Origin of the sequence: Klebsiella sp. WP3-W18-ESBL-02 (assembly GCF_014168815.1) — a bacterium.
Classification (GTDB): Bacteria; Pseudomonadota; Gammaproteobacteria; order Enterobacterales; family Enterobacteriaceae; genus Kluyvera; species Kluyvera ascorbata_B.
On record NZ_AP021972.1, the window covers coordinates 2,345,140 to 2,370,701 of the forward strand.

The 25,562-nt window shown below is 54.6% G+C and carries 30 protein-coding genes and 3 tRNA genes; 14 read left to right on the forward strand and 19 right to left on the reverse strand.

Annotated features, from left to right (window positions below; all coding sequences use genetic code 11):
- Positions 1–23 precede the first annotated feature (23 nt).
- Entirely contained in the window at positions 24–164 is a 141-nt protein-coding gene (locus tag H7R56_RS11060) for a hypothetical protein (protein WP_106926738.1), read from the reverse strand.
- Between the two features lie 250 nt (positions 165–414).
- Here H7R56_RS11060 and H7R56_RS11065 point away from each other — a divergent pair, with 250 nt between their 5' ends.
- The 5 genes from H7R56_RS11065 to H7R56_RS11085 all read left to right on the forward strand — a co-directional run bounded on the left by H7R56_RS11065 (position 415) and on the right by H7R56_RS11085 (position 2,796).
- Positions 415–621 carry a glycogen synthesis protein GlgS gene (locus tag H7R56_RS11065; RefSeq protein ID WP_106926740.1) on the forward strand — a complete coding sequence of 69 codons (207 nt, stop codon included), beginning with the start codon at positions 415–417 and terminating at the stop codon, positions 619–621.
- Between the two features lie 221 nt (positions 622–842).
- On the forward strand, positions 843–1,484 hold the full coding sequence (locus tag H7R56_RS11070; RefSeq protein WP_106926742.1) for a carboxymuconolactone decarboxylase family protein: 642 nt from the start codon (positions 843–845) through the stop codon (positions 1,482–1,484).
- A complete protein-coding gene (locus tag H7R56_RS11075) occupies positions 1,484–1,906 on the forward strand; it encodes a cupin domain-containing protein (RefSeq protein WP_106926744.1) in 423 nt (140 codons plus the stop codon). Before H7R56_RS11070 ends, H7R56_RS11075 begins: the two co-directional genes overlap by 1 nt.
- Positions 1,907–2,030: 124 nt before the next feature.
- The gene (pspE, locus tag H7R56_RS11080) at positions 2,031–2,351 is read left to right on the forward strand and encodes a thiosulfate sulfurtransferase PspE (RefSeq protein WP_374956743.1); all 321 of its coding nucleotides are present in this window, start codon (positions 2,031–2,033) and stop codon (positions 2,349–2,351) included.
- Between the two features lie 124 nt (positions 2,352–2,475).
- Positions 2,476–2,796, forward strand: a complete 321-nt coding sequence (locus H7R56_RS11085; protein WP_106926748.1) for a putative quinol monooxygenase — start codon at positions 2,476–2,478, stop codon at positions 2,794–2,796.
- Positions 2,797–2,842: 46 nt separating this feature from the next.
- Here H7R56_RS11085 and H7R56_RS11090 read toward each other — a convergent pair.
- The 3 genes from H7R56_RS11090 to H7R56_RS11100 form a co-directional block, all read right to left on the reverse strand.
- Positions 2,843–2,919: transfer RNA gene (locus H7R56_RS11090), tRNA-Val, on the reverse strand.
- A gap of 4 nt (positions 2,920–2,923) precedes the next feature.
- A tRNA-Val gene (locus tag H7R56_RS11095) sits at positions 2,924–3,000 on the reverse strand.
- Positions 3,001–3,004: 4 nt separating this feature from the next.
- Positions 3,005–3,081: transfer RNA gene (locus H7R56_RS11100), tRNA-Val, on the reverse strand.
- 298 nt (positions 3,082–3,379) lie between these two features.
- Here H7R56_RS11100 and zinT point away from each other — a divergent pair.
- Positions 3,380–4,009 carry a metal-binding protein ZinT gene (zinT, locus tag H7R56_RS11105; RefSeq protein ID WP_106927047.1) on the forward strand — a complete coding sequence of 210 codons (630 nt, stop codon included), beginning with the start codon at positions 3,380–3,382 and terminating at the stop codon, positions 4,007–4,009.
- 46 nt (positions 4,010–4,055) lie between these two features.
- Here zinT and mdtK read toward each other — a convergent pair whose 3' ends face one another.
- Entirely contained in the window at positions 4,056–5,429 is a 1,374-nt protein-coding gene (gene mdtK / locus H7R56_RS11110) for an MdtK family multidrug efflux MATE transporter (RefSeq protein ID WP_106926750.1), read from the reverse strand.
- Between the two features lie 251 nt (positions 5,430–5,680).
- Between mdtK and H7R56_RS11115 the strand changes: the two genes are divergently transcribed.
- Complete coding sequence (locus H7R56_RS11115; RefSeq protein WP_106926752.1) at positions 5,681–6,316, forward strand: riboflavin synthase subunit alpha; 636 nt, start codon at positions 5,681–5,683, stop codon at positions 6,314–6,316.
- 42 nt (positions 6,317–6,358) lie between these two features.
- Here H7R56_RS11115 and cfa read toward each other — a convergent pair whose 3' ends face one another.
- Together cfa and punC are read right to left on the reverse strand one after the other, a co-directional pair.
- Positions 6,359–7,507: a cyclopropane fatty acyl phospholipid synthase gene (gene cfa / locus H7R56_RS11120; protein ID WP_106926754.1), complete on the reverse strand. Its 1,149-nt coding sequence runs from the start codon at positions 7,505–7,507 to the stop codon at positions 6,359–6,361.
- A 299-nt stretch (positions 7,508–7,806) separates the two neighbouring features.
- Positions 7,807–9,000: a purine nucleoside transporter PunC gene (gene punC, locus H7R56_RS11125; protein ID WP_106926756.1), complete on the reverse strand. Its 1,194-nt coding sequence runs from the start codon at positions 8,998–9,000 to the stop codon at positions 7,807–7,809.
- 112 nt (positions 9,001–9,112) lie between these two features.
- Here punC and punR point away from each other — a divergent pair, with 112 nt between their 5' ends.
- Positions 9,113–10,024: a DNA-binding transcriptional activator PunR gene (gene punR, locus H7R56_RS11130; RefSeq protein WP_106926758.1), complete on the forward strand. Its 912-nt coding sequence runs from the start codon at positions 9,113–9,115 to the stop codon at positions 10,022–10,024.
- 18 nt (positions 10,025–10,042) lie between these two features.
- Here the strand turns inward: punR and purR are convergent, their stop codons facing one another.
- Positions 10,043–11,068, reverse strand: coding sequence for an HTH-type transcriptional repressor PurR (purR, locus tag H7R56_RS11135; RefSeq protein ID WP_064545731.1), 1,026 nt, complete (start codon positions 11,066–11,068; stop codon positions 10,043–10,045).
- A 294-nt stretch (positions 11,069–11,362) separates the two neighbouring features.
- Between purR and H7R56_RS11140 the strand changes: the two genes are divergently transcribed.
- Together H7R56_RS11140 and H7R56_RS11145 are read left to right on the forward strand one after the other, a co-directional pair.
- The gene (locus tag H7R56_RS11140) at positions 11,363–11,452 is read left to right on the forward strand and encodes a cytochrome bd-I oxidase subunit CydH (RefSeq protein WP_106926760.1); all 90 of its coding nucleotides are present in this window, start codon (positions 11,363–11,365) and stop codon (positions 11,450–11,452) included.
- Positions 11,453–11,610: 158 nt separating this feature from the next.
- Positions 11,611–12,777 carry an MFS transporter gene (locus H7R56_RS11145; protein WP_106926762.1) on the forward strand — a complete coding sequence of 389 codons (1,167 nt, stop codon included), beginning with the start codon at positions 11,611–11,613 and terminating at the stop codon, positions 12,775–12,777.
- Positions 12,778–12,853: 76 nt separating this feature from the next.
- Here H7R56_RS11145 and sodB read toward each other — a convergent pair whose 3' ends face one another.
- Both sodB and H7R56_RS11155 read right to left on the reverse strand, forming a co-directional pair.
- Positions 12,854–13,435: a superoxide dismutase [Fe] gene (gene sodB / locus H7R56_RS11150; protein ID WP_106926764.1), complete on the reverse strand. Its 582-nt coding sequence runs from the start codon at positions 13,433–13,435 to the stop codon at positions 12,854–12,856.
- A gap of 122 nt (positions 13,436–13,557) precedes the next feature.
- Positions 13,558–14,376, reverse strand: coding sequence for a C40 family peptidase (locus H7R56_RS11155; protein ID WP_106926766.1), 819 nt, complete (start codon positions 14,374–14,376; stop codon positions 13,558–13,560).
- Positions 14,377–14,716: 340 nt separating this feature from the next.
- Between H7R56_RS11155 and grxD the strand changes: the two genes are divergently transcribed.
- A complete protein-coding gene (gene grxD / locus H7R56_RS11160; protein ID WP_106926768.1) occupies positions 14,717–15,064 on the forward strand; it encodes a monothiol glutaredoxin 4 in 348 nt (115 codons plus the stop codon).
- 86 nt (positions 15,065–15,150) lie between these two features.
- On the opposite strand, the gene rnt is transcribed toward grxD, so the two are convergent.
- The 4 genes from rnt to H7R56_RS11180 all read right to left on the reverse strand — a co-directional run bounded on the left by rnt (position 15,151) and on the right by H7R56_RS11180 (position 18,128).
- Complete coding sequence (gene rnt, locus H7R56_RS11165; RefSeq protein ID WP_106926770.1) at positions 15,151–15,795, reverse strand: ribonuclease T; 645 nt, start codon at positions 15,793–15,795, stop codon at positions 15,151–15,153.
- Positions 15,796–15,898: 103 nt separating this feature from the next.
- Positions 15,899–16,306 carry a lactoylglutathione lyase gene (gene gloA, locus H7R56_RS11170; protein WP_106926772.1) on the reverse strand — a complete coding sequence of 136 codons (408 nt, stop codon included), beginning with the start codon at positions 16,304–16,306 and terminating at the stop codon, positions 15,899–15,901.
- A gap of 72 nt (positions 16,307–16,378) precedes the next feature.
- Positions 16,379–17,476, reverse strand: a complete 1,098-nt coding sequence (locus H7R56_RS11175; protein ID WP_106926774.1) for an alkene reductase — start codon at positions 17,474–17,476, stop codon at positions 16,379–16,381.
- Positions 17,477–17,531: 55 nt separating this feature from the next.
- The gene (locus H7R56_RS11180; RefSeq protein WP_106926776.1) at positions 17,532–18,128 is read right to left on the reverse strand and encodes a TetR/AcrR family transcriptional regulator; all 597 of its coding nucleotides are present in this window, start codon (positions 18,126–18,128) and stop codon (positions 17,532–17,534) included.
- 143 nt (positions 18,129–18,271) lie between these two features.
- On the opposite strand from H7R56_RS11180, the gene H7R56_RS11185 reads away from it, so the two are divergent.
- Together H7R56_RS11185 and H7R56_RS11190 are read left to right on the forward strand one after the other, a co-directional pair.
- The gene (locus H7R56_RS11185; RefSeq protein WP_106926778.1) at positions 18,272–18,511 is read left to right on the forward strand and encodes a DUF1289 domain-containing protein; all 240 of its coding nucleotides are present in this window, start codon (positions 18,272–18,274) and stop codon (positions 18,509–18,511) included.
- Positions 18,512–18,560: 49 nt separating this feature from the next.
- The gene (locus tag H7R56_RS11190) at positions 18,561–19,457 is read left to right on the forward strand and encodes an aldo/keto reductase (protein WP_106926780.1); all 897 of its coding nucleotides are present in this window, start codon (positions 18,561–18,563) and stop codon (positions 19,455–19,457) included.
- 36 nt (positions 19,458–19,493) lie between these two features.
- Here H7R56_RS11190 and H7R56_RS11195 read toward each other — a convergent pair whose 3' ends face one another.
- The 3 genes from H7R56_RS11195 to H7R56_RS11205 are packed head-to-tail and all read right to left on the reverse strand — an operon-like array spanning position 19,494 to position 22,621.
- Positions 19,494–21,518 (reverse strand): FUSC family protein, encoded by a 2,025-nt coding sequence (locus H7R56_RS11195; RefSeq protein ID WP_106926782.1) that lies wholly within the window; start codon positions 21,516–21,518, stop codon positions 19,494–19,496.
- The gene (locus H7R56_RS11200) at positions 21,515–22,375 is read right to left on the reverse strand and encodes an efflux RND transporter periplasmic adaptor subunit (protein WP_182928661.1); all 861 of its coding nucleotides are present in this window, start codon (positions 22,373–22,375) and stop codon (positions 21,515–21,517) included. The genes H7R56_RS11195 and H7R56_RS11200 overlap by 4 nt, the downstream gene beginning before the upstream one ends.
- Positions 22,376–22,384: 9 nt before the next feature.
- Positions 22,385–22,621, reverse strand: coding sequence for a DUF1656 domain-containing protein (locus tag H7R56_RS11205; RefSeq protein WP_106926786.1), 237 nt, complete (start codon positions 22,619–22,621; stop codon positions 22,385–22,387).
- 195 nt (positions 22,622–22,816) lie between these two features.
- Here H7R56_RS11205 and slyA point away from each other — a divergent pair, with 195 nt between their 5' ends.
- Positions 22,817–23,257, forward strand: a complete 441-nt coding sequence (slyA, locus tag H7R56_RS11210) for a transcriptional regulator SlyA (RefSeq protein ID WP_106926788.1) — start codon at positions 22,817–22,819, stop codon at positions 23,255–23,257.
- A gap of 71 nt (positions 23,258–23,328) precedes the next feature.
- Here the strand turns inward: slyA and H7R56_RS11215 are convergent, their stop codons facing one another.
- Positions 23,329–24,687, reverse strand: coding sequence for a sensor domain-containing diguanylate cyclase (locus tag H7R56_RS11215; RefSeq protein WP_106926790.1), 1,359 nt, complete (start codon positions 24,685–24,687; stop codon positions 23,329–23,331).
- Positions 24,688–24,905: 218 nt separating this feature from the next.
- Positions 24,906–25,373 (reverse strand): outer membrane lipoprotein SlyB, encoded by a 468-nt coding sequence (slyB, locus tag H7R56_RS11220; RefSeq protein WP_106926792.1) that lies wholly within the window; start codon positions 25,371–25,373, stop codon positions 24,906–24,908.
- Positions 25,374–25,562 lie beyond the last annotated feature (189 nt).

Genomic DNA, 25,562 nt, shown 5'->3' on the forward strand with positions numbered 1-25,562 from the left:
GGCACGGGGTGCCGGTTTTTTTATCAGATTTTGCAGGCGTCGCCGCAGTCGTCATCGGCGATAATCGCCTGCGCTTTCTTATCCGCATCGTCCAGACGCTCCGCATTACGTTCCTGCGCTTCGTCTAATCCATCAAAAACCAGATTGTCGAGATCAATTTCCATTCGTCATGTACTCACTCTGTTCTACACTTGTCACAGTATATTGCAAAAATGTTGATTGATGTACCCACTCAGACAGCCGCCGACCGTCTATTCAGCACGAACTGTCTCTTTTGCCGAACTCTTGGTCAAAATGTGACGTAGCGCGACTGGAATGCGCACGCATTGTTCAAAGTGATATCGATAACAGGCGAATACTGGAAACAGGAAAGCATATAACCTTAAAAAATGAACCAGTTCGGAGGGATATGCAATGCAGAAACAGGACCCACAGGCATTAACCAATTTTGATTTTTTGGCCCGCAGCTTTGCTCATATGCACGCGTTGGGCCATCCCATCGACATCAGCGCCGTAACGGGCAACATGAACGCGCAGCAGAAAGCCTGGTTTTGTGCAAGGTATGAACATTACCGAAAGCAGGCTGAGAGGGCCCGTACGCGGGCGCTGGAAGTGTGTTAATCATTAGCGGGCCGAATGGCCCGTTTTTATTGGTATCTGAGGGCCTGGGCTTGACGTTATGCGCTGTTCGTTTTTTACCCTCCTGCCGTCCCGCATGATTGATGAAATTTATTCATAGGCCAGTTCTGATTTACCCCGCTAATCGCCATCGTCGTCGCTCGCTATAATTCTCGCATCCACACATTCAGACGGGGCGACGGCTCCGTTTCGGAGACCATAACATGCACACCTTACTGAACGCTCGCCAGCAGGCGCTAATCCCGATTGCAGCATTTACCGCCTGCGGCGCGATGGACAAACTCGATCAGGCGCTAAATGCAGGGCTTGATGCAGGCTTAACGATTAATGAAATTAAAGACGTGCTGGTTCAGCTCTACGCCTATTGCGGTTTTCCACGCAGCCTGAATGCATTGGGCTGTTTTATGTCGGTTGTGGACGCGCGCAAACGGCAGGGGAAGGTGGACGACGAGGGCAAAAGCGCCACGCTGCCGCCGGAGGGCTGGAACAGCCTTGTTGCGGGAACGGATAATCAGACCCGGCTGGTCGGGCAGCCGGTTAGCGGGCCGCTGTTCGACTTTGCACCCGCAATAGACGTTTATCTGAAGGCGCATCTGTTTGGCGATATCTTCCAGCGCGATGTGCTGGACTGGCCTACTCGCGAACTGGCGACTATCGCGGCGCTGGCGGCCATTCAAGGGGCGGAAAGTCAGTTGAAAAGTCACTACGCCATCAGCCGTCATAATGGCATTACGGTGGAGCAACTGCGGACGTTTATCGCGGTACTGGCAGAAAAATGTTTGCCCGCCATGGCTGAAAACGCGCGTGCGGTGCTTGAACAATTTCTTAATCAACAGGAGCAGTGATGAACACACCGTTTGATGGTAATAGCGCCTTCCCGCGCGGTGAAAAAAATGAAGCCTACGCGCAATATTTCACCGGAACCAGCTACCTGACCATGCTGTCCCGTGAGGGAGTGACGATTGGCAACGTAGCGTTTGAACCCGGCTGTCGTAACTTCTGGCACATTCATCATCAGGGCGGGCAGATTTTGCTGGTGACCGGTGGGCGGGGCTGGTATCAGGCGTGGGGTGAAGCGGCACGTGAGCTGAAGGCGGGCGATGTGGTGAATATTCCTGCCGGTACCAAACACTGGCACGGCGCGGCGCACGATAGTTGGTTTGCCCATATCGCGGTTGAAGTCCCGGCGCCGGGAGCCTCAAATGAGTGGCTTGAAGCGGTGAGTGACGACGAATACGCAAGCTGCCCTAGGCTTGCATGGAGCTGAATGGTCATGATACATGACTCAGGTCACCTTTTTACCGCGAATGATGGCTATCCCCTATAAATCAGAGGGCTATAATCTGACGTGACGTTTAATTTGAGGAAATATCATGTCTAAACAGCTTCGACTGCTTAAAAATATCCTGCTTGCCGGTACCGTTATGCTGGCCTCTACCGCGACCTGGGCCGCTGAGCATTGGATTGATGTACGCACGCCAGAACAGTATCAGGAAACGCATGTTCAGGGCGCGGTGAATATTCCGCTTAAGCAGCTGGCGGCGCGAATTGGCGAAGTGACGCAGGACAAAAACGATACGCTGTACCTGTACTGCAATACCGGCAACCAGTCGGGTAAAGCAGAAACGCTGCTGCAAAAAATGGGCTACAAGAACGCCATCAATGAGGGTGGCCTGAAAGACGTTGAGAAAAAACAAACGCTGGTGAAGTAATCGCCGTTCGCTAGCCGAGGGTTGGCGAAAATGAGACTCCGTTGCTAGCCTGAATAATTCAGGTCCCCGGGTGGTTTCCGCGTGAAGCCGCTCGGGGTAGTCATTAATGCACGAAGGATCTCACATGAGCGAAGTCAAGATTGTTGCCACTCTCACCCCCCGTCCGGAATATATCGACACCATCAGACAAGCCGCGCAGGCCATGGTACCGCTGACGCACCAGGAGGCGGGGTGCCTGCAGTACGATCTTCATGAAAGTAAGGCCATTCCCGACGTGCGTGAGCTGGCGAACGAGGGCAGGGTATCGTTCGTGTTTATCGAGCGCTGGAAATCAGAGGATGATCTGAAAAAGCACGTCGCAATGCCGTACCATGATGATTTTCTGGCAACGCTGGATGGAAAGCTGGACGGCATCAGCGTACAGCGCTTAACAAAGCTGCCGTGATGATGTGATACATAAGAGAAGAGAGAGGCGCCATATCGAGAGGATATGGTGCGTTCGATTGGACTCGAACCAACGACCCCCACCATGTCAAGGTGGTGCTCTAACCAACTGAGCTACGAACGCGTAATGGTGCGTTTAATTGGACTCGAACCAACGACCCCCACCATGTCAAGGTGGTGCTCTAACCAACTGAGCTATAAACGCATAATGGTGCGTTCGATTGGACTCGAACCAACGACCCCCACCATGTCAAGGTGGTGCTCTAACCAACTGAGCTACGAACGCATTGTTGCTTGCGGCAACGGGGACGAATATTAGCGGCAGCGGCGGGTTGTGGCAAGTGGAAAATGTGTGATTTCACGCGACTGGAGAACTTTTGCCCATCTCTGACGCATTTTTCTTCGCTTTACAAAATACGTTGATCTCGCTGGCTTTTATTCCCCCCACTTTTGACGCTTTTTATCACTCCTGCCGCTGCCGGCCATTTTTGTCATCGATGGTTGAAAATGGAAATGTAATGTTATAACGTTTTGCATCCTGTCAATATCACAGAAGGAAGAGGCGAGTGAAGCATCTGGGAAAAATGGCGCTAGCGATGGGCGCGCTGCTGATGAGCGGGCAAACATGGGCCCATGGACATCACGATCACGGCAAGCCGTTGTCGGAAAAAGAGCAGAAGGCAGCAGAAGGCATTTTTGACGTCAGCGACGTGAAGGATCGCCCGCTTGAGGACTGGGACGGCGTGTGGGAGTCGGTGAATGCGCTGCTGCTGTCCGGCGAGCTCGATCCGGTTTTCCGCCAGAAAGCGCAAAAAGACCACAGCAAAACGTTCGCGCAGATTAAAGAGTATTACCGTAAAGGTTACGCGACGGACGTGAACATGATTGGCATTGAAAACGGCGTCATGGAGTTTCACGTAGGTGACAAGGTCAGCGCCTGCCAGTACCGCTATGCCGGGCACAAGGTGTTAACCTACGCGTCAGGCAAAAAAGGGGTGCGCTATTTGTTTGAGTGTCAGGATGCCAAAAGCGCTGCGCCGAAATACGTGCAGTTCAGCGATCACACGATCGCGCCGCGTAAATCCGCACATTTCCATATCTTTATGGGCAACCAGTCGCAGGAAGCGCTGCTGGCTGAGATGGATAACTGGCCGACGTACTATCCGTACCAGCTCACCAGCAAGCAGGTTGTAGAAGAGATGCTGCACCACTAAGGTACGGCCCGCGCCGCGTGGGTTCACGGCGGCGCGGGCGGGGCAATTAGCGTGCCGCGCGTTGTAAAATAACCGCCGCAGGCTGACGCTGAAGGAAACGCATTCTGAGCATCATCATGATTGCGGCCGAGGTCAGACCAATAATGAAGCCCCACCAGAAACCCGCCGGACCCATGCGCTCAACCACCAGATCGGTCAGCGCGAGCACATAGCCGCACGGCAGGCCCAGCACCCAGTAGGCAATAAAGGTGATAAAGAAGATGGAGCGAGTATCTTTATAACCGCGCAAAATTCCGCTGCCAATCACCTGAATGGAGTCGGAGATTTGATACAGCGCTGCCAGCAGCATCAGCTGTGCCGCCAGCGTCACCACTTCCGGGTTATCGTTATAGAGCAGGGCGATATGGGTCCGCATCAGCGTCGTGAATACTGCCGTACAGACGGCCATGCATACGCCGACGCCCAGGCCGGTGCGGGCAGAAACCTGTGCGTCGGGCGTTGAACCCTGGCCCAGACGGAAGCCTACGCGAATCGTCACCGCTGCCGCCAGCGACATCGGCAGAACGAACATCAGCGAGCTGAAGTTGAGCGCAATCTGATGGCCAGCGACATCCACGATCCCCAGCGGAGAGACCAGCAGTGCGACAACCGCGAACAGCGTCACTTCGAAGAACAGCGCCAGCGCAATCGGCAGCCCCAGAGTGGTCAGCCGCTTCAGAATGGTGAGGTCCGGGCCGCTAAAACGCGCGTGGTGACGAATATCTCGCATCGAGCCTGCGTGGCGGACGTAGTACAGCATGCTGAAGAACATCACCCAATAAACCGAGGCGGTTGCCACACCGCAGCCAACGCCGCCGAGTTCCGGCATCCCAAAATGCCCGTAAATAAAGATATAGTTCACCGGAATGTTCACCAGCAGGCCGATAAAGCCCATGACCATGCCGGGCTTGGTTTTCGCCAGCCCTTCACACTGGTTACGTGCTACCTGGAAGCAGAGATAGCCCGGCGCGCCCCACAGCAGCGCACGCAGATAACCAACGGCTTTGTCGGCCAGCGCCGGGTCAATGTTATGCATGGCGCGGATAATATGGCCCGCATTCCACAGGACAACCATGATCAGCAGCGAGACAAAACCGGCCAGCCAGAACCCCTGGCGAACCTGAAGCGCGACGCGGTCGCGTCGGCCGGAGCCGTTAAGCTGGGCGATAACCGGCGTCAGCGCCAGCAGGAGGCCGTGGCCGAAAAGAATGGCGGGTAGCCAGATAGACGTGCCGATCGCCACGGCGGCCATATCGGTGGCGCTGTAACCGCCGGCCATCACCGTATCAACGAACCCCATGGCCGTTTGTGCTACCTGCGCAAGGATAACCGGGATAGCCAGAGCTAATAACTGACGCGCTTCGCTAAAGTACTTCTGCACGTGAACACCTGTATTGTTGTTATTTATTCTCGCCGTACGCCGTGTACGGGAGACAGATAAGCCGCCTTAACCGGCAGCAAGAAGAATAAATAGAGGAATTGCTCCGATATTGTAGCGGGGATTTGCTATTAATCTAGTCAAAAAAAGGGGGGAGCGGCGCGGAAGGTGGCAACCTGTTTTATCAACTGCTATTGTGCGTAGCAGATGAACCGGTAGCGATGCCGGCACGATGATTAATAGGAGTTGACGATATGTTCACGGGTATTGTGCAGGGCACGGCAAAAATCGTGTCTATTGATGAGAAACCGAACTTCCGCACCCACGTAGTAGCGCTGCCAGAATCTATGCTGGCCGGGTTGGAAACCGGGGCTTCGGTTGCACACAACGGCTGTTGCTTAACGGTCACGGAAATCAACGGCGACCAGATTAGCTTCGATCTGATGAAAGAGACGCTGCGTATTACCAACCTTGGCGATGTGAAGGTTGGTGACGTCGTTAACGTTGAGCGCGCGGCGAAGTTCAGCGACGAAATTGGCGGCCATTTGATGTCGGGTCATATTATGACCACTGCGGAAGTGGCTAAAATTCTGACGTCTGAAAACAACAAACAGATTTGGTTTAAAATCCAGGACCCGTCGCTGATGAAATATATCCTCTACAAAGGATTTATCGGCATCGACGGTATTAGCCTGACGGTAGGTGAAGTCACGGCGACGCGTTTTTGCGTGCACCTGATTCCAGAGACGCTGGAGCGCACGACGCTGGGAAAAAAACGTCTGGGTGACCGCGTGAATATCGAGATCGATCCGCAAACGCAGGCGGTAGTGGATACCGTTGAACGCGTGATGGCCGCGAAAGAGGCTGCCGCGCAGGCGGTAGCAGAATAACGGAAAACGCCTGCGCCGGGTGGCGCAGGCGTCAATGCCGGATTACCGCGCGACGCGCAGACCTTGTTCAACCCCACGGGAGAACATAACCTGCCACAGCTGAATATCACGCGCACGGAAGGCTCCCGCACAGGCGTTAAGATAGTAGCTGAACATGCGTTTGAATCGTTCAGAATAATTGTCGGCGATTTCCGGCCAGCTGGCGAGGAAACGGCTATGCCAGGCCATGAGCGTGGTATCGTAGTCGGCACCAAAGTTGTGCCAGTCTTCCATCACGAAGTGTGGTTCGCTGGCGACGGCAATCTGGCGCACGGACGGTAAACAGCCATTCGGAAAGATGTATTTGTTGATCCACGGATCGACATTGTTGTCGGTTCTTTTCGAACCAATGGTGTGCAGTAAAAACAACCCATCGGGCTTGAGATTGCGGTCAACGACGGAGAAATAGGTGTCGTAGTTTTTTGGCCCAACGTGCTCAAACATGCCGACGGACACGATGCGGTCGAACTGATCGTTTAAGTCGCGGTAGTCCTGGAGCAAAATCTCAACGTCCAGCCCTTCACAACGCGCCTGCGCCATCTTCTGCTGTTCAGCGGAAATGGTGACGCCCTTGACGGTCACGCCGTAGTTTTTCGCCATATAGGCTGCCAGGCCACCCCATCCGCAGCCGATATCCAGCACGCGCATTCCCGGCGCCAGCTGCAGCTTCTGGCAGATAAGCTCAAGCTTGGCCTGCTGGGCTTGCTCGAGGTTTTCAGCCTCTTTCCAGTAGCCGCAGGAGTATTGCATGAAAGGGTCGAGCATGCGGCTAAAGAGATCGTTGCCGAGGTCGTAGTGCTCTTTGCCCACCTGCCAGGCGCGTCTGCGGCTCTGGAGGTTAAACAAACGCGCACCGGCCACGCGCAGCGTATCTTTGAAATGATGGGGGAGTTGGTTTTCAAGTCCGGCGCGCAGTACCTTGTCGAAGAAGATATCCAGACGATCGCATTCCCACCAACCGTCCATATAGCTTTCGCCAAGACCCAGCGAACCTTCCTGTAAAACTCGTTTAAAAAGACGCGGATTTTTAACCTGAATATCGCAGGAGGCATTGCCGTTAATTTCAATGCCTGCTCGGTTTAGCAGCTCGCTAACGATACGATACCAGTCGTCATCCGGTACGCTTACTTCTTCTATACACGATGAGCTCATAGCTTCTCCATCCCGACCTGATGATCAGAACCTTAAAACAGCGTAGACGCTTTTTTCTGGTTTGTGAGAAATGTCACGAAAAATTCGTGAGCCTGCTATCCGACGTAGCACAGAGGAAGGGAAGAACCCCTTGCCGAAAGCCAATCCGTGGTTTAAGGGGAAGCCGTCCTGCTCCCGCATAATAAGTTCAATGTATACTAATTATGTGATGCCGATCCAGTATAGGACGCTAAGTGCCTTGATTCAACAAAAAAACTTAGCGCCCTAATCATTTATGGAGGTATTGATGCGAGGAATATTCAGACGTGGGACGCAGCGGCGTCAGCCTGGCGTTCGGCGCGACGGGCGGCGCGCTGCATGCCGTAACCGATACCGGCCAGCACTACGGTTACCAGCATCACGCTGGTAGTGGTAAGCAGCGGAGTCGCAATCAGTGTCGATACCGCCAGGCTGGCCAGGAAGCACAGACCGAGCTGAAGCGTATTTTGCAACGCCGCCGCGCGACCGGTGGCCTGTGGGAACGGCTTCAGCGCCTGTGCCACGACGATCGGATAGATAGCGCCGTTAGCGGTGGCCATCACGCAGAACGGAATCAGCAGTGCGCTCAGCGACACATCCCGGGCCAGGCCGACGGCCCAGGTTCCCACGACGCTCAGTGCGAACCCGACAAGCAGCCATGGCAGCAGCTGTGAACCCTGCCATTTTTGCAGTGCGGCGCGACAACCGTAGCCACCAATCAGGAACGCGATTGTCTGCGGCACATAGCTCAGGCCAATGACGGTCGGGCTATAGCCCATTTCGTGCAGGATAAACGGCGAGCCGGTCAACCAGGCAAAGAAGCTGGCGGAGCAGGCGGCGTAGATAAGTACGTTACCGCGATAGTCTTTACTGCGCAGCAGGCGCATAAACGTCAGCTTTTCTCCGTTGACGGCGTGCTTTTTGTGCGCGGGCTTGAGACGAAAAGCCGGCAGCATCAGCACCAGCGTGATAATAAACAGCGTCGCAAAGATGGCCTGCCAGTCAAAGTGGACCAGGAGCCAGCTGCCAAGCAGCGGTGCCAGCGCGGGTGACAGCCCGACGAGCGGCATGATGGTTGCGAAAATGCGGTTAGTACGCTGGGCCGGATAGTAGTCGGTGACCATTGCCTGCCAGGTAACGGCTGCGGCGCATACACCGACCGCCTGCACAAAGCGCAGCACCAGCAGGGTAGTGCCGTCACGGACCCACAGCATCCCCAGACAGCCCACGGCGAAAATGGTTAAGCCCGCCAGCAGAATGGGTTTGCGGCCATAGCGGTCAGACAGCGGCCCCCACAGCAGCTGCGCGACGGCGAAGCCGGCCAGGAACAAACTCAGGCTGGCGCTGACCGCCGAGGCCGGCGTTTGCAGGTCTTGCTGAATGGCAGCAAAAGCAGGCAGGTACATGTCGGTGGCCAGAAAACCCAGCACGCTCAGCCCCGCGAGCCAGACTAAAAATCCTTTCCCAGGTTGCATAAATTGCCCTTTATTATCTGATATTAACCTTGCCGCCGAGTGTAGAGAGTGCATTCAGGGTTGTGAAACGCTAATATTTGAGCCATGGATTCAAATTTTTTGCAGGCAGAAAATGTGGTCTGAATATTCTCTTGAAGTCGTTGATGCGGTAGCGCGTAACGGTAGCTTTAGCGCCGCCGCGCAGGAACTGCATCGTGTGCCTTCTGCGGTAAGCTATACGGTACGACAGCTGGAAGAGTGGCTGGCTGTACCGCTGTTTGAACGCCGTCATCGCGACGTGGAATTAACGCCTGCCGGGGCATGGTTCCTGAAAGAAGGGCGGTCTGTTATCAAAAAAATGCAGATCACCCGCCAGCAGTGCCAGCAGATTGCCAACGGCTGGCGTGGCCAGTTGGCGATTGCCGTTGATAATATTGTTAAGCCACAGCGTACGCGCCAGCTGATCGTCGATTTTTACCGTCACTTTAGCGACGTTGAGCTGATTGTTTACCAGGAAGTCTTTAACGGCGTATGGGATGCGCTGGCGGACGGCCGCGTCGAGCTGGCGATTGGCGCCACGCAGGCGATTCCGGTCGGGGGGCGCTTTGCTTTTAGGGATATGGGAATGCTCAACTGGCACTGCGTGGTGTCCAGCGCACATCCGCTGGCGCGTCTGGATGGGCCGCTCAGCGATGATGTACTGCGCAACTGGCCGTCACTGGTGCGCGAGGATACCTCACGTTCGCTGCCTAAGCGTACGACCTGGCTGCTGGATAACCAAAAACGCGTGGTGGTGCCGGATTGGGCGTCGTCAGAAACCTGTATTTCCGCCGGCTTATGTGCGGCGATGGTGCCGGGGCATCTGGCTCAGCCATGGCTGGAGAGCGGAGAGTGGGTCGCACTGACGCTGGAGAACCCGTTCCCGGATGCCGCCTGTTGCCTCACGTGGCAGCAAAGTGAAGCGTCACCGGCATTAAGCTGGCTGCTGGAGTATCTGGGGGATAGTGAGACGCTGAACGAGGAGTGGCTGCGAACGCCCGTATAGGGCGCTCGCAGAACGCGATTAACGGCGGTAGTCGCGATATGGACCGTCGGCCACAGAACGACGCTCAATCAGGCGCGGGTGCACCTCAATTGACTGTGACTCTTCGCGCTTGCTGACGATGCGATCCATCAGCATGTTAAAGGCCGTTTCGCCAAGCGAGTCCTTCGGCTGATGGATAGTGGTCAGCGCGGGGGTGAAGAAACGTGAGTTACGCACGTTATCATACCCGATCAGCGAAATATCCTGCGGCACGCGCAGCCCCATTTCATCGGCGGCACACAGTGCGCCCATGGCCATAATATCGCCGCCGCAGAAGATGGCGGTTGGGCGCGGGTGCTGGGACAGAATCTGCTGCATCGCCCGGTAGCCGGATTCTGGTTCAAAGTCGCCCTGAACAATCCAGTTTGCCGGTACGTTAATCTGCGCTTCTTCCATCGCTTTCATAAAGCCTGCCAGACGGCCTGCGCCGGTATTGCGCTCCAGCGGGCCCGGGATCACGCCGATATCGCGATGGCCGCGTTCGATCAGATAGCGGCCCGCCATATAACCGCCTTCGAAGGCGTTATCGATAACCGAGTCGGTAAAATCGGCTTTGGCTTCGCCCCAGTCCATCACCACCATTGGAATGTGACGATACTCTTCCAGCATGGAGAGCAGTGACTCCGGGTATTCTGAGCACATGACCAGCAGACCGTCGACGCGCTTTTGCGCCATCATTGACAGGTACGCGCGCTGCTTCTCAAGATTGTTCCACGCGTTGCCGAGGATCAGGGTATACCCTTTCTGGAAGCAGTTTTTCTCTACGGCCTCAATAATTTCGGCAAAATAGGCTGCTTCACTGCTGGTGGCCAGCAAACCAATGGATTTGGTGTGGTTGACCTTCAGGCTGCGGGCAACGGCGCTCGGCGAGTAGTGCAGTTCTTTAATCGCCGCCCAGACCGCTTCACGCGTCTCTTCGGCGACAAAACGCGTTTTGTTAATTACATGTGATACGGTTGTAGTGGAAACGTTTGCGCGCTTCGCTACATCTTTAATTGTTGCCATTCCATCTCACTCCAGACCCTGGCCTGCCCCTGAAAAAATCGAAAGGAAAACGTTTGCCTTCACACACCCTGACGCAATTTTGTGAATTGCGATTCGCCGGGAAAACGATACAGGACGACAGGAGGGGGTCAATGGCCGGTACGCTTATAAATAAGCGTCGAATTTTGACGTATCCCGACGCAAAGTGGAAGAGCAAAAAACAACATCCTGCTAAATCTGTGAAGATTTTTACGATTATCTGTGCAAAAATGAGTAAGCTCAGTTTCACTGTGGCAATAAAAAGGAGAAAAATTGATGAGTACCGAACTTAAGCTGTCGCTCACCACTACCATTATTACGCTTGCGCTCATTGTTGCCGCTGCACTGACCGCCGTATTGCATTAATTCCTCCGGTGAGGGAGTTCGCTCCCTCCCGTCAATTGTTATCAAATTAGCAATAATCTTTTGCTGTTTTGTACACTTCTGATTTTCTGTGATTGATGTCATGCTTTTGCCCTATGTTGTCATGCCGCCAGCTGTGCGCGGCCAACCGGAGTTTTTGCATGAAAGTCAATTATCCCCTGCTTGCCCTGGCGATTGGCGCCTTTGGCATAGGGACCACCGAATTTTCGCCCATGGGGCTGCTGCCGGTCATTGCGAAGGGCGTTGACGTCTCTATTCCCGCCGCTGGAATGTTGATCAGCGCCTACGCCGTGGGCGTGATGGTCGGGGCCCCGCTGATGACGCTGCTGTTGTCTCATCGCGCGCGGCGCAATGCGCTGATTTTCCTGATGGCGATTTTTACCCTTGGTAACGTGCTGTCGGCTATCTCGCCTGACTACACCACGCTGATGCTGTCGCGCATTATTACCAGCCTCAACCACGGCGCGTTCTTTGGTCTGGGGTCGGTGGTTGCCGCGAGCGTTGTGCCGAAGCATAAGCAGGCGAGCGCGGTAGCGACCATGTTTATGGGCCTGACAATTGCCAATATCGGCGGCGTTCCGGCGGCGACCTGGCTGGGTGAAACCATTGGCTGGCGCATGTCGTTCCTGGCGACCGCTGGCCTTGGGATTGTCGCCATGGCGGGGCTGTGGCTGTCGCTGCCGAAGGGTGGGGCAGGGGAAAAACCGGACGTTAAGCGTGAGCTGGCGGTACTGGTGCGCCCACAGGTACTTTCTGCCTTACTGACCACCGTGCTCGGCGCTGGTGCGATGTTTACGCTTTATACCTACATTTCGCCGGTATTGCGGACCCTGACGCACGCCACGCCGGGATTTATTACGTTGATGCTGGTATTGATTGGCGTTGGCTTCTCTATTGGCAACTTCCTTGGCGGCAAATTTGCTGACCGCTCGGTTAGCGGTACGCTCAAAGGTTTCTTGCTGCTGCTGATGGCCATTATGCTGGCCATTCCCTGGCTGGCGCAGAGCCAGGTGGGGGCGGCGTTTAGCATGGTGGTGTGGGGCGCGGCAACGTTTGCCGTGGTGCCGCCGCTACAGATGCGCGTGATGCGGGTAGCACACGAAGCGCCGGGGCTTTCGTCGTCGGTGAATATTGGCGCGTTTAACCTCGGTAATGCGCTGGGGGCCGTGGCCGGCGGTGCGGTTATATCGGGCGGGCTGGGCTACAGCTTTGTACCGGTGATGGGGGCGATCGTTGCTGCGCTGGCGCTGGCGGTCGTGTTCTTCAGCGGCCGTCGCCGTGGTGCGCAGGCGCTGGTCAGCGAGTAAAAAAAACGCAGAAGGCAAGCCTTCTGCGCGATGGCATATCACCCGGCGAAGCATGGCAACGCCGGGTTTTTTGTGCTTACGCAGCCAGATTTTCAGCCACGAACGCCCAGTTCACCAGAGCCCAGAAGTGCTCCAGGTAGTTAGGGCGGGCGTTGCGGTAGTCAATATAGTAAGCATGTTCCCACACGTCGACGGTCAACAGCGGCTTCGCGTCGGTGGTCAGCGGGGTGCCGGCGTTAGACGTGGATACGATGGCCAGAGAACCGTCAGCTTTCTTCACAAGCCAGGTCCAGCCTGCGCCGAAGTTTTTCACTGCGGCATCGGTAAACTGGGCTTTGAAGTCGGCGAAGCTGCCGAAGGATTTGTTAATCGCTTCTGCAACGGCACCGGTCGGTTCGCCACCGGCGTTCGGCGCCAGGCAGTTCCAGTAGAAGGTGTGGTTCCAGACCTGAGCCGCGTTATTGAACACGCCGCCTTCAGAGGTGCGTACGATCTCTTCGAGCGTTTTACCCTCAAAGGCGGTGCCTTTGATCAGGTTGTTCAGGTTGGTGACGTAAGTCTGGTGGTGTTTACCATAATGATACTCAAGCGTTTCCACAGAAATATGCGGAACCAGGGCGTCTTTGGCATACGGTAATGCAGGTAATTCGAACGACATTGCTACTCTCCTTTTATTATTTTTACTCTCAATAACCTTGTATTGAGTGGGGATAGAGTAGCAAATTAAAAGGTGAGATAAAAGATAAGCTTACCCCGTTTATTAACAAACGGGGTAAGTAATTAACGAATCGTCTTCGGGGTTACCACGCGACGGGCGCCGACATAGTGGCGTACCCAGTAGTCTTCGCTCAGCGAGGTAATGCGGATGTCCTGACCGGTGCGAGGCGACTGGATAAATTTACCGTTACCAACATACACGCCGACGTGATCGGCAGTGCCGCGACCCTGGGTCCGGAAGAAGACTAAATCACCGCTTTCCAGCTCGCTGCGGTCAACCGGGCGGGCATCGCGCAGGTGGTACATTTCGTTAGCGGTACGTGGAATACGGATATTCACCAGATCTTTATAAGCATAGTAAACCAGACCGCTGCAATCGAAACCGGTACGCGGCGAGTTGCCGCCCCAGCGGTAGGGTTTACCCAACTGGCCCATCAGTTTGTTCATGGCGGTTTTTTGCGCTTTCTGCACGCGAACTTTATGCGCCTGGGCGATGGTGGTGGGCTGACTTTCTACTTTGCTGGTGGTACAGGTTTTTTTATGCCCTTTGCGGGTCGCCTTGCAGGTTGTCACGACGCTGGCGGTTTTTACCGCGCTGGCTTTGCGGGTTTTGCTGGCGACCGTTTTACGTGAAGGGGTAGCGGCCTTTTTCGCTTTGCTGACCGCGGGTGCGGTTTTGTTCTTCGCGACGGTGCTGGTTTTTTTCTTGCTGGTTGATTTGCTGACCGTATTCTTTTTCTTGCGTTCACTGCCCTTAACGGGAAGTGATTTTTGCGCCGTCGGTGTTTTGGCATGCCCTGTTGCATGCGCCAACGGCGTGAACGATAACGATGTAAACAACAATGCACAGAGCGTGATCGACCATTTTTTTATCTGCGCCACTGAACAACCCTCTGAGTATGCAGGCTAAATATCCTTGCCTGGGTATGGTTTACAAAACCCAACGATTCTAATCCATAAAAACACGAAATGTTAATAGTGTTTTTCATCCCAAAACGCTGTTTCGTTAGCAAGTGCAAAAAAAAACATCATTTGATACAGCTTGAGCTAAAAAATGAGCAGGTTTTTCATCCAGCTGCCGATAAACACATATTTATAAGGCAACTTCAATGCGCAGAGGATAAAATAATAAGGCGTGAATAAAATGTTATTTTCTGTTCAGGCCGCAAAACGTTACAATGGTGGACTACTGCCGTAAAAAGAAGTTTGAGGAAGCAAGACAATGAGCGAAACAATTGAAAAAATTCAGCGCCAGATCGCTGAGAACCCGATCCTGCTGTACATGAAAGGCTCCCCGAAGCTGCCAAGCTGCGGTTTCTCTGCGCAGGCCGTTCAGGCGCTGTCTGCCTGCGGCGAACGCTTTGCTTATGTTGATATCCTGCAGAATCCGGACATCCGTGCCGAACTGCCAAAATATGCAAACTGGCCGACCTTCCCGCAGCTGTGGGTTGACGGCGAGCTGGTTGGCGGCTGCGATATCATCATTGAAATGTATCAGCGTGGCGAACTGCAGCCGCTGATCAAAGAAACCGCGGCGAAGTATAAAGCGGAAGAGCCAAAAGCGGAATAAATCTTCAATCCCGATGGCGCGTTGCGCGGCATCGGGGAGTGCTATGCAGAAATAAAAAAGCGACCGTCAGGTCGCTTTTTTTTGCGTTATTCCGCAACGACGGGCAGCGGCCAGCCGCCCAGACGTTTCCAGCGGTTGACGATCTCGCAGAACAGAATGGCGGTCTGCTCGGTATCGTACAGGGCAGAGTGGGCCTGGCTGCTGTCGAAATTCATACCTGCCGCAGCGCAGGCTTTCGATAAAACCGTCTGTCCCAACGCCAGCCCGCTCAGCGCGGCGGTGTCGAAGGTCACGAATGGATGGAAAGGGTTGCGTTTCAGCGATGCACGCTCGGCGGCAGCCATCATAAAGCTATGATCGAACGTCGCGTTGTGGGCCACCATAATCGCGCGGTTACAGTCGCTATCTTTAATACCCTTGCGTACCATTTTGAAGATGGCGTGCAACGCATCGTATTCGCTGACCGCGCCACGCAGCGGGTTATTCGGATCGATCCCGTTAAACGCCAGCGCCTCCGGCTCGAGGTTCGCTCCCTCAAACGGTTCAACGTGGAAATGTAACGTGTTGTCCGGCATCAGCCAGCCTTGCTCATCCATTTTCAACGTAATTGCCGCTATTTCGAGCAGGGCATCCGTTTTGGCATTGAATCCGGCGGTTTCAACATCAATCACCACGGGATAAAACCCACGAAAACGGTCGCATAGACCATTAAGTTGCGCATTGTCGGACATCAGAATCTCTTAACTCAGAAAAAGTAGCGCGCATTATGGCAAATTTTGCCGCGGCTTGGAAAGGCAGGGGGAAAAAACGGGTGCTAAAAGCACCCGCAGAAAATCAGTTGCCGAGACCTTTGCCGGCATCTTTTTCTTCGATCAGTTCGATTTTGTAACCGTCCGGATCTTCAACAAACGCAATCACCGTGGTGCCGCCTTTTACCGGGCCGGCTTCACGAGTGACGTTGCCGCCGTTCTGACGAATACGGTCGCAGGCTTCGGCAGCGTTATCAACGCTCAGCGCGATATGACCGTATGCGTTGCCCAGGTCGTATTTGTCTACGCCCCAGTTATAGGTCAGCTCGATCACCGCTTCATCACGTTCGTCACCGTAGCCCACAAAGGCCAGCGAGTATTTGTACTCGGTGTTTTCGCTGGTGCGCAGCAGCTTCATGCCCAGCACCTTGGTGTAAAAATCAATGGAGCGTTGCAGGTCGCCGACGCGCAGCATGGTATGCAGTAAACGCATGATATCCCTCGTCCTTACTTATGAATAATCTGACTAGTATAGCGGCGGAAGGCCGCCGCTATCAATGCAGGATCACAGGGTTGGGTAATCGGTGTAGCCTTCCGCGTCGCCGCCGTAGAAGCTTTCCGGGCGTTGTGGGTTCAGCTCGGCTTTGTGCTGCAGGCGAGCGACCAGATCCGGGTTGGCAATATAAGCGCGGCCAAAAGCAACGGCGTCAATCAGCCCTTTTTCAATCAGCTCCTCGGCTTTTTCTGGCGTATAGGCACCCGCACCAATGATGGGGCCATGGAAACGTGCGCGTACTTTCTCACGGAAGGCATCGCTATACGGCTCGCCACCCGCCCAGTCAGGTTCGGACATATGCAGATAGGCAATACCGCGTTTACCCAGTTCTTCTATCAGATACAGCGCATCGGCTTCTTCGTTCGGACCGTTGTCGACGTTCTGGAAGCTACCAATCGGCGACACGCGAATACCGATGCGGTCGGCACCCCATTCTTTAATCCCGGCATCCACCACTTCCAGCACCAGACGCGCGCGGTTTTCAACGCTGCCGCCATACTGATCGGTACGGTGGTTAGAAGACGGAGAAAGGAACTGGTGCAGCAGGTAGCCATGAGCAGAATGCAGCTCAACCAGGTCGAATCCGGCTTCACGAGCGTTGGCAATTGCCTGGCGGAAATCGTTCACGATCCCCGGAATTTCAGCGGTTTCCAGCGCGCGTGGCATAGAGGTATCGACGCGAATCGCGTGACCATTTTCATCACGCAGCGAAGTGCGGGTACCGGCGCTCAGCGCGGAAGGGGCAACAGGCGCTTCACCGTTTGGCTGCAGGCTGTTGTGTGAAATACGCCCGGTGTGCCACAGCTGTACGGCGATACGGCCGTTTTCAGCGTGCACGCCGGCGGTAATTTTCTGCCACGCGGCAATCTGCTCTGGGCTGTGCAGACCCGGCGCGCCCTGGTAGCCTTTGGCCTGGGCGGAAACCTGAGTGGCTTCAGAGATAATCAAGCCTGCGCTGGCGCGTTGGCGATAGTACTCGGCCATCAGCGGAGTGGGAATGTCGCCTGGCACGATGCTACGCAGGCGCGTCAGCGGGGCCATAAACACGCGGTTTGGGACGGTAACCGCACCCACTTTCAGTGGGGTAAACAGTTTTTCTTGTGACATGGTGACTCCTAAGTAGACCGGTCGTCTAGCAATTTACGAAATAAAAACGCCGGGATTATTCCGGCGCAGCAATCAGATTTCTGACGTGCGTCAGCGCGCTTTCCAGCGGTGCAGAACTGCGCGAAATTTTTGCCTGCAGGTTCGCCCCCAGCCACAGTGAATAGAGCACCTGGGCTGTCATGGCGGCTTCACCGCTGAACGTCAGGCAGCCTTCACGGCGGCCGTTTTCCAGCGCTTGCGCGAGCAGAACCATAATCTGGCTAGCACCTTTATTCATGGCGGTACGCATATCTTCAGAAAGATCGCACACCTCAGCAGACAGCTTGACGGTCAGACAACCGCTAATCAAACCTTGCTGGCAAAACTGTTCAAGCGTGTGCTGGTAGTAGTTCAGCAAGCGGTCACGGTAGTTACCGGCCCCTTGCGTGAAATGCTGCGTCAGGCGCTGGTGATAATCAGCAAAATGCCGCTCCAGCATGGCCACGCCAAAGGCTTCTTTTGAACGAAAATAGTGATAGAACGATCCCTTCGGCACTTCCGCCGTCTTCAGGAGTTCGCTCAGGCCCATCCCGGTGAAACCGCGGTGCATGCAAAGACGCTCGCCGGTTGCCAGGATATGTTCACGGGTATCATGTTCAATGGATTTGCTCATAGCAGGCACTGTAATAGACCGATTGGTCTAATGCAAATTTTTTTTGCCCCATCTCGCCAGATGAGCACGAAAGGGGATAAAAGTTGCGTACTGGGAAGTAAACGTCTTCAATGAAGGAATGACGAGGTAATGGGGAGGCTAACGTGGCAGAGCAACTGGAGTTTTTCCCGGTTCAAAGTCCGTGCCGGGGAATTTGTCAGTCGGACGAACGCGGCTTTTGTCGCGGCTGTTTTCGTAGTCGCGACGAGCGTTTTAACTGGCAGACGATGAGCGATGCGCAAAAACAGGAAGTGCTGCGGCTATGTCGCCAGCGGCTACTGCGCAAATTGCGCGCAGCGAAAGCGAATCCAACGGAAGATCCTCAGCAGCCCTCACTGTTTTAAGCGCAAAAGTGCGTATACTCAATCCAACTTTTTTGTTGAGGAAGTGGTTATGGTTCAACGTATTACTTTGGCGCCGCAGGGGCCGGAATTTTCACGCTTCGTCATGGGCTACTGGCGTCTGATGGACTGGAATATGTCCGCGCGTGAGCTTGCCAGCTTTATGGAAGCGCATCTGGATCTTGGCGTGACGACCGTTGACCACGCCGATATCTACGGCGGCTACCAGTGTGAAGCGGCGTTCGGTGAAGCCCTGAAGCTGGCACCGCACCTGCGTGAACGGATGGAAATTGTCACCAAATGCGGCATTGCCACCACGGCGAAACCGGAACATGCAATCGGGCATTACATTACCGATCGCCAGCACATTGTGCACAGCGCTGAACAGTCACTGCGTCATCTGGCGACCGACGTTATTGACCTGTTGCTTATCCACCGTCCGGACCCGCTGATGGATGCGGACGAAGTGGCCGAGGCGTTTACGGCGCTGCATCAGAGCGGCAAAGTGCGTCATTTTGGGGTGTCAAACTTTACGCCAGCGCAGTTTGCGCTGCTGCAGTCGCGTCTGCCGTTCACGCTGGCGACGAACCAGGTTGAAATTTCGCCTGTTCATCAGCCGACGCTGCTGGATGGCACGCTGGATCAGCTTCAGCAACTGCGTATTCGTCCGATGGCCTGGTCATGCCTCGGCGGCGGTCGCCTGTTTAACGACGACGCGTTCCAGCCACTGCGCGATGAGCTGGCAAAGGTGGCGAATGAGCTGAATGCCGGGAGCATTGAACAGGTGGTCTACGCGTGGGTCATGCGCCTGCCGTCGCAGCCGCTGCCGATTATCGGTTCCGGGAAAATTGAGCGCGTGCGTTCGGCAATTGTCGCGCAGTCTCTCGATATGTCTCGCCAGCAGTGGTTCCGCATTCGTAAAGCCGCATTGGGCTACGACGTGCCGTAATGTCTAAACAGCAGGCGCTGCCGCCTGCTGTCGTTTTTACGCCGTTTGCTCGGTCAGCGTATCGGGTGCCGGTGCCGCCTCAAGCTGCGATAGCGAGCAGTACAGCCGCCAGACGATGGACGCCAGTTCACGAGCAGCAGGCTGGTGATGATGGGCCAGGGCGGCGCAAATTCGCTGCAGTTCTTCAAGGGTTGCGGCTAGCGGTCGTTGCTGCACCCCGCGTTCGCTCATCACATCCCGCAGCAGGCTAATACACATATCGCGCACCTGCGACAGCGGGTCCGAGCGCGCCTCCCAGCTTCGCAGTTGCCACACCACGTGCGAACAGTTCAGCAGCACCACGCCCCAGCGCAGCAGCCAGCGGCGCGCGGCGTCATCCTGGCTCGCGCTGAGCTGGCTAACATGATGATAAACCAGAGATTCAAACTCATGTTCGCGGTTTGACGGGTGACGACTGAGCTGATCGACAAAGTGACGGCGTAACGCGCGAATATGGCGACGACTTTTGCGCGCGTCCGAGCCGGGCGTCAGTACCGCAAATGCCAGCCACGCCAGCCCGACGCCGATAATCTTGGCCAGATTATCGTTGAGAAAATCGGCGAAGTTATACACCGGTGGGTTAGTCACGGCGATAAACGAACCCATAAAGACGATCAGCGATCCCCACAGCCGTGCCTGTTTCGGCATTTGTAGCTTTAACAGCTGCATGGTCAGTAGCAGTGGAAATAAGAACAGCATGAACTGCCACAGATCGTTAATTTGCACCATCAGGCCAAACTTAACGCCGAAGCTAAAGAATGACAGCAGAATCAGCGTGCGCATCAGCAGCGTGAGAGAGCTGAACGGCGAGGGGACATTGGAATAAAGCACGCAGCAAATGGCTGCCAGCGTCAGCGCCGCCGCGCCGGACTCCCACTGGGTGCTGATGCTTAATGCTCCCACGCTGACCAGGGCGAAAAAGGTCCGGATACCGCTCCAGGCCGCCTCGGCGTGATCGGTATGGCGCATCAGCGCGGGCGCAGCCGGGACGGAAAACTCTGTGACCGCCGTTGCGTTCTCCAGCCGCTGAAGCCAGCGACTGGTTTTAAGGTACAGACGACAAAAATAGCGCAGGCGATCCCAGAAGGCATGGTGGCGATAATCCTGCGGATCGACGGGGGCCAGAGGGGCGATAATACGCGCGACGGTGTAGGCGTCACAGCCCGGAGACGCCAGCGCCTGGAGCAAGGTTTCCAGCACCGGGCGAACATGATTTGGCAGATTGGGCCAGTTGAGCATTAGCCGCCGCAGGCTGGAGATAACGCTGGTGAGGCGCAGCTGCTGGTGCAGCAGATAGTTGAGCAGCGCATTTTGCCGACGCAGACGATAGTGGCTCCAGAAGGCCTGAATGCGCAGCAGATTCATGGTCAGGATCTGACTGATGACGCTCTGGTGGGCGCTGCGGATAGCGTCGGTGGTCACCGGCTGCCACAGCATACTGGCATGCTCAAGCAGACGCGCGTGCATATTTTTCAGCGCGGTAAGCAGCGCGCTGCCGTCGGAGGTGCTGGGCAAAATCATCATCATCAGCCCGCCGCACAGAATACCGACGATCACTTCACAAACGCGTGCCTGGGCTATCTCCCACAGTTTAGTCGCGTCGACCACGTTAATGATCGGGAAAGCAATGATGGCGCAGGTGTAGCCCGCCAGTTGGAAGGCGTAGGCGACATTATTGCTGTACATCGCGCAGGCCCAGGTGCAAAAACCCAGCCAGCCAGACATCGCGAACAAAAAGAGCCACGGGTCGGTCAGCGTGTGCCCGGCGATAAGCAGCGCGGCGCTGGCGCCCAGCAGGCTGCCCGCGATGCGGCCCAGGCTTTTGCTGATGACGCCGCCGACGGTGGGGAAGCTGACCACCGCAGCGGAGGTCATGGCCCAATACGGTTCGTCAAGATTCAGCCAGTAGGCGAAGGTCAGCGCCAGACACATGGCGATCGCGTTGCGCAGTGCGTAGCGCCACTGAGGAACGGTGGCTTTAAACCAGGGCAATGCGCTCCACGTCAGCGTGGGCTGGGTCATTGCTGACGGCCTGTAATTGACACCGTGCACGTGGTGCCCGCGATCAGGATGGTATCCGCAGGCTGTGGATCAAGCGCAATGCGAACCGGGACGCGCTGGGCCAGGCGCACCCAGGGGATGGTTGGCTTGATGTCTGCAACCAGCGTTCCATCCGTGGCCAGGCTCTGATCGTGGATAGCGCGACCGATGCTGGAAACGTGACTCTGTAACTTTTTATTATCGCTATAGAGTACGATATCTGCGCGGTCGCCTTCGCGGATATGCCGCAGCTTGGTCTCTTCAAAATAGCCGACAACATAAAATGAGTGGCTGTCGATAAGGGCGAAAACCGGCTGGCCGACCGCGGCATAGTTGCCTGCTCGGGTCGTAAGGTTGGTGACCCAGCCGTCGACCGGCGCTTTGACTTCGGTTTGCGCCAGCTGCCAGCGGGCATGGTCCAGTTCGGCTTTAGCGGCGTCTGCATTGGCCCGCGCGACTTTCAGCGCGATGTTGACGGTATCAAGGTCTTCAGCGGAGATAACATTTTGCGACAGCCCCCGTCGACGTTCCACTTCATGGCTTGCGCGCAGTAGGTCGGACTGCGCCTTGGCCCATTTGGCTTCGGCGTTCATGACGGTGATTTTCCACGGCGTTGGGTCTATTTCGAACAGAACGTCACCGGCCTTCACAAACTGATTATCCTTCACGTTGAGGTGCTGAATGCTACCGGATACCTGCGGGGTGATGTCGACCTGTTCGGCGCGAATTTTACCGTCACGCGTCCACGGTGACTGCATGTAATAGTTCCAGACCAGCCAGACGGCGACGATAGCAACGGCGGCGATCAGCAGCGTTGAGAAGTATTTTAATTTTTTCATTGAATGACATCACCACCAGACAAGGAGCAGCAGCGCGAGGCATACCGAAAGCGCAAAGAAAGAGAGATCCATTAATAGCGGGTGCCAGATATCACCAGCGTACATCCAGTCACGCAGCAGACGATGGAGAACCAGCCAGAACAGGAAGCCGAGCAGAACTGCCTTAAATACGGGAGGAAAATAGATCGAAGCACCGACGACAAGGTCTTGTAGAGGCAGTCCCGGGATGTGGAGAATCGACTTCACAAGCAGAAATCCTTTGCAATTGAAGAGTTATAACTCGATAGTGTGTCGTGTTTTGACATAAAATCACATGATTTGAAACAGTGTAAAGCATGGATCTGGTTTACGTGCACGTGGCAATTCATTTGTTTTGCTAATTTAAATACTGCACACTATTCTAAAATCAGTATAATAACTTAGCAAGCTAATTATAAGGAGATGAAATTGGAATCGCCATTAGGTTCTGATCTGGCACGGTTGGTGCGCATTTGGCGTGCTCTGATTGACCATCGCCTCAAACCTCTGGAACTTACGCAGACACATTGGGTCACGCTGCATAACATTCATCAGCTTCCGCCCGAACAGTCGCAAATCCAACTGGCTAAAGCGATCGGCATTGAGCAGCCGTCATTGGTACGAACACTGGATCAGCTGGAAGAGAAGGGACTGATCTCCCGCCAGACCTGTGCCAGCGACCGTCGTGCTAAACGTATTAAGTTAACTGAGAAGGCGGAACCGCTGATTCAGGAAATGGAAGCGGTCATCAGCCATACGCGCGGTGATATTCTGGCAGGTATCTCAGCCGATGAGCTGGAGATCCTGACGACGCTTATTCGTAAGCTTGAGCAGAACATCATCGAGCTGCAATCACGCGATTGACACTAAAAACCCGCGAATATCGCGGGTTTTTTATTATCCCCCTCGCACACGCCTGGTGAAGGGGGATACTCTCATTCCCACACCACAACGCGGTTTCGTCCCGTTCCCTTCGCGCGGTACATCGCCTCATCAGCGCGACGCACGCACTCTTCAACCGGTACCGACAAATCGGTCACGGTAAAGACGCCGATACTGATGGTAATTGGCTCAGGCAACTTGTCCTGGCTGCTATTGGAATCATGCTGGCCGATGGCCAGACGAATACGTTCCGCGATAGCGTGGGCTTCTTCTGCATCGGTGTTGGCTAACAGCAGCGCAAACTCTTCACCGCCGATGCGCGCGGCGATATCATTCTGGCGTACCGAGTCCTGCAGCACTTTCGCGACGAACTGAATCACCTTATCGCCCTGCAGGTGACCATATTTGTCGTTAATGCGCTTGAAGTGGTCCAGATCGCTCACAATAACCGATACCGGGTTTCCGCTGGCGATAGAAGCCTGTAGCGCGGTAAAAGAGTCGTAGAAATAGCTGCGATTGTACAGCCGCGTTAATGGATCGCGGATGGAGTTTTGGTACGAGTTCAGGTATTTCGTGTTTGACTGGCGGTACAGCGTGAACACATCGCAAAACAGAACGAAGATCAGGAACATTGTTGAAATAGTTTCAAACAGTCGTGCCTGATACCAGCTGTAGCTGGCGGTGTCCTGACCGGACATCAGCACCAGTAGGGTGAAGATATAGCAGGCGCAGAAGAAAGCACCGCTATACCAGAATATATTGTTCAGGCGAGTGATAAATATCAGCGTAAATAGCGTGACCAACCATATTATGACCAATGCCCAGTTCATAATATCGTTCCACGTTTCGCTATATTGATATGTGGCATTATCGACCAGATGTACGCTTAACGCTGGATTATGGCTGGAATACAGCCACGATAATATCAGCATAATAATGGCGAAACCGAAGATGCCGCATAATATAAAAATATGATTTCTGGTACTGTGCATATCGCGTGATTTGATGGCGTATAGGCCCACCGAAGCAATAAACAATACGGTCATAATAATATTACGGAAAAAATAAAATATGAGCGTATCGTTATAGTTCACCTCGCTTGCGGCACCGCACAAGAACCACATCGGGTAGCTGTTCAGCGTCCCCATCATCAATATGGCTGAGCTGGCAAAGGCACAGGCAATCGCCATCAAATAAAGACGCTGCCTGTCGCACAGGTACTTCATCACCATGAATACCGCGATCATCGTGTGGAAGACCATCAGAAACATCGTCAGCGTGGGAAAAAGAATAGGCGCAATCGAGGGAACGTGGCGAATAAAAATAGTAGAAAAATGATTGAGTAACAGAATACCAATCAGGCATATCGTGATATAAATCAAGAAGCGTTGCAGTGGGAATTTTAAAAGCATAGATGAGTCCTGTATACGCTAAGCGCTGCAAACCTTCGGGCGTCCTGCCCGGATTGGACTCAATTTTAATGGATTGGCCGTAAAGAAATATTGTCCGTGCGCAAATAATAGATTGCCTGAATAGACTTTATATATTTGTAGTATGAATTAATAGAAGGGAAGTAAGCGGTAAGTGTTATGAAAGCAGGTGCGCGCGATAGGCACGCACCCGAAGAACATTAACGCGGAGAAACGGTTACCTGGCGGCCGTTGCTGGCCATCACGACGCGCTGACCGGCTGAGAAACGGGTGTCGCCCTGTTTCTGCACCACCATGATGGTGTTGCCGTCATCTTTACGAATTTCCAGCTCGACGCCCTGGGTTTTGTTCATCGCGCCCTGGACGCTCTGGCCCGCTACGCCGCCGGCAACGGCACCCGCTGCGGTAGCCAGCGAACGACCGGTACCGCCGCCGACGGTGTTGCCCAGGAAACCACCCAGTACTGCACCGCCGATAGCGCCGATGACGTTGCTATCATCGCCACCCTGAATCTGAACCGGACGCACGTGTACAATGGTACCGTAGGTCACGTTCTGAACCTGTTTTGCTTCGGATGCTGAGTAAACATCGCCTGACAAACCGCTGTTGTTGGCACATCCGGCCAGGGATAAACCAATCATTGAAACAGCCAATACGCGTAACATCATTTATGAATCTCCAGTTCACTAAGAATTGCTCTCTTGAGCATCCGTACTAAACAATTATATGGCATTTGATCGGAGCGGTCATATCTTCCGCATTCATTATTCACGATAATAAGCCATCCTGACTTAACCAACGCTAAACGCAAGAAAAACTGTGGCGCAGCGCTAAAAACAGCGGTGGGGCGGACGTAT

Bases quoted from the DNA above. Each gene is read 5' to 3' on its own strand.
- slyB (WP_106926792.1), bottom strand. From the start codon at position 25,373: ATGATGTTACGCGTATTGGCTGTTTCAATGATTGGTTTATCCCTGGCC.
- cfa (WP_106926754.1), bottom strand. From the start codon at position 7,507: ATGAGCTCATCGTGTATAGAAGAAGTAAGCGTACCGGATGACGACTGG.
- H7R56_RS11070 (WP_106926742.1), top strand. From the start codon at position 843: ATGCACACCTTACTGAACGCTCGCCAGCAGGCGCTAATCCCGATTGCA.
- slyA (WP_106926788.1), top strand. From the start codon at position 22,817: ATGAAATTGGAATCGCCATTAGGTTCTGATCTGGCACGGTTGGTGCGC.
- H7R56_RS11145 (WP_106926762.1), top strand. From the start codon at position 11,611: ATGAAAGTCAATTATCCCCTGCTTGCCCTGGCGATTGGCGCCTTTGGC.
- H7R56_RS11195 (WP_106926782.1), bottom strand. From the start codon at position 21,518: ATGACCCAGCCCACGCTGACGTGGAGCGCATTGCCCTGGTTTAAAGCC.
- H7R56_RS11115 (WP_106926752.1), top strand. From the start codon at position 5,681: ATGTTCACGGGTATTGTGCAGGGCACGGCAAAAATCGTGTCTATTGAT.
- H7R56_RS11075 (WP_106926744.1), top strand. From the start codon at position 1,484: ATGAACACACCGTTTGATGGTAATAGCGCCTTCCCGCGCGGTGAAAAA.
- purR (WP_064545731.1), bottom strand. From the start codon at position 11,068: ATGGCAACAATTAAAGATGTAGCGAAGCGCGCAAACGTTTCCACTACA.
- H7R56_RS11200 (WP_182928661.1), bottom strand. From the start codon at position 22,375: ATGAAAAAATTAAAATACTTCTCAACGCTGCTGATCGCCGCCGTTGCT.
- H7R56_RS11140 (WP_106926760.1), top strand. From the start codon at position 11,363: ATGAGTACCGAACTTAAGCTGTCGCTCACCACTACCATTATTACGCTT.
- rnt (WP_106926770.1), bottom strand. From the start codon at position 15,795: ATGTCCGACAATGCGCAACTTAATGGTCTATGCGACCGTTTTCGTGGG.
- sodB (WP_106926764.1), bottom strand. From the start codon at position 13,435: ATGTCGTTCGAATTACCTGCATTACCGTATGCCAAAGACGCCCTGGTT.
- punC (WP_106926756.1), bottom strand. From the start codon at position 9,000: ATGCAACCTGGGAAAGGATTTTTAGTCTGGCTCGCGGGGCTGAGCGTG.
- H7R56_RS11190 (WP_106926780.1), top strand. From the start codon at position 18,561: ATGGTTCAACGTATTACTTTGGCGCCGCAGGGGCCGGAATTTTCACGC.
- H7R56_RS11065 (WP_106926740.1), top strand. From the start codon at position 415: ATGCAGAAACAGGACCCACAGGCATTAACCAATTTTGATTTTTTGGCC.
- grxD (WP_106926768.1), top strand. From the start codon at position 14,717: ATGAGCGAAACAATTGAAAAAATTCAGCGCCAGATCGCTGAGAACCCG.
- zinT (WP_106927047.1), top strand. From the start codon at position 3,380: ATGGCGCTAGCGATGGGCGCGCTGCTGATGAGCGGGCAAACATGGGCC.
- H7R56_RS11085 (WP_106926748.1), top strand. From the start codon at position 2,476: ATGAGCGAAGTCAAGATTGTTGCCACTCTCACCCCCCGTCCGGAATAT.
- H7R56_RS11175 (WP_106926774.1), bottom strand. From the start codon at position 17,476: ATGTCACAAGAAAAACTGTTTACCCCACTGAAAGTGGGTGCGGTTACC.
- punR (WP_106926758.1), top strand. From the start codon at position 9,113: ATGTGGTCTGAATATTCTCTTGAAGTCGTTGATGCGGTAGCGCGTAAC.
- gloA (WP_106926772.1), bottom strand. From the start codon at position 16,306: ATGCGTTTACTGCATACCATGCTGCGCGTCGGCGACCTGCAACGCTCC.
- H7R56_RS11060 (WP_106926738.1), bottom strand. From the start codon at position 164: ATGGAAATTGATCTCGACAATCTGGTTTTTGATGGATTAGACGAAGCG.
- H7R56_RS11215 (WP_106926790.1), bottom strand. From the start codon at position 24,687: ATGCTTTTAAAATTCCCACTGCAACGCTTCTTGATTTATATCACGATA.
- H7R56_RS11180 (WP_106926776.1), bottom strand. From the start codon at position 18,128: ATGAGCAAATCCATTGAACATGATACCCGTGAACATATCCTGGCAACC.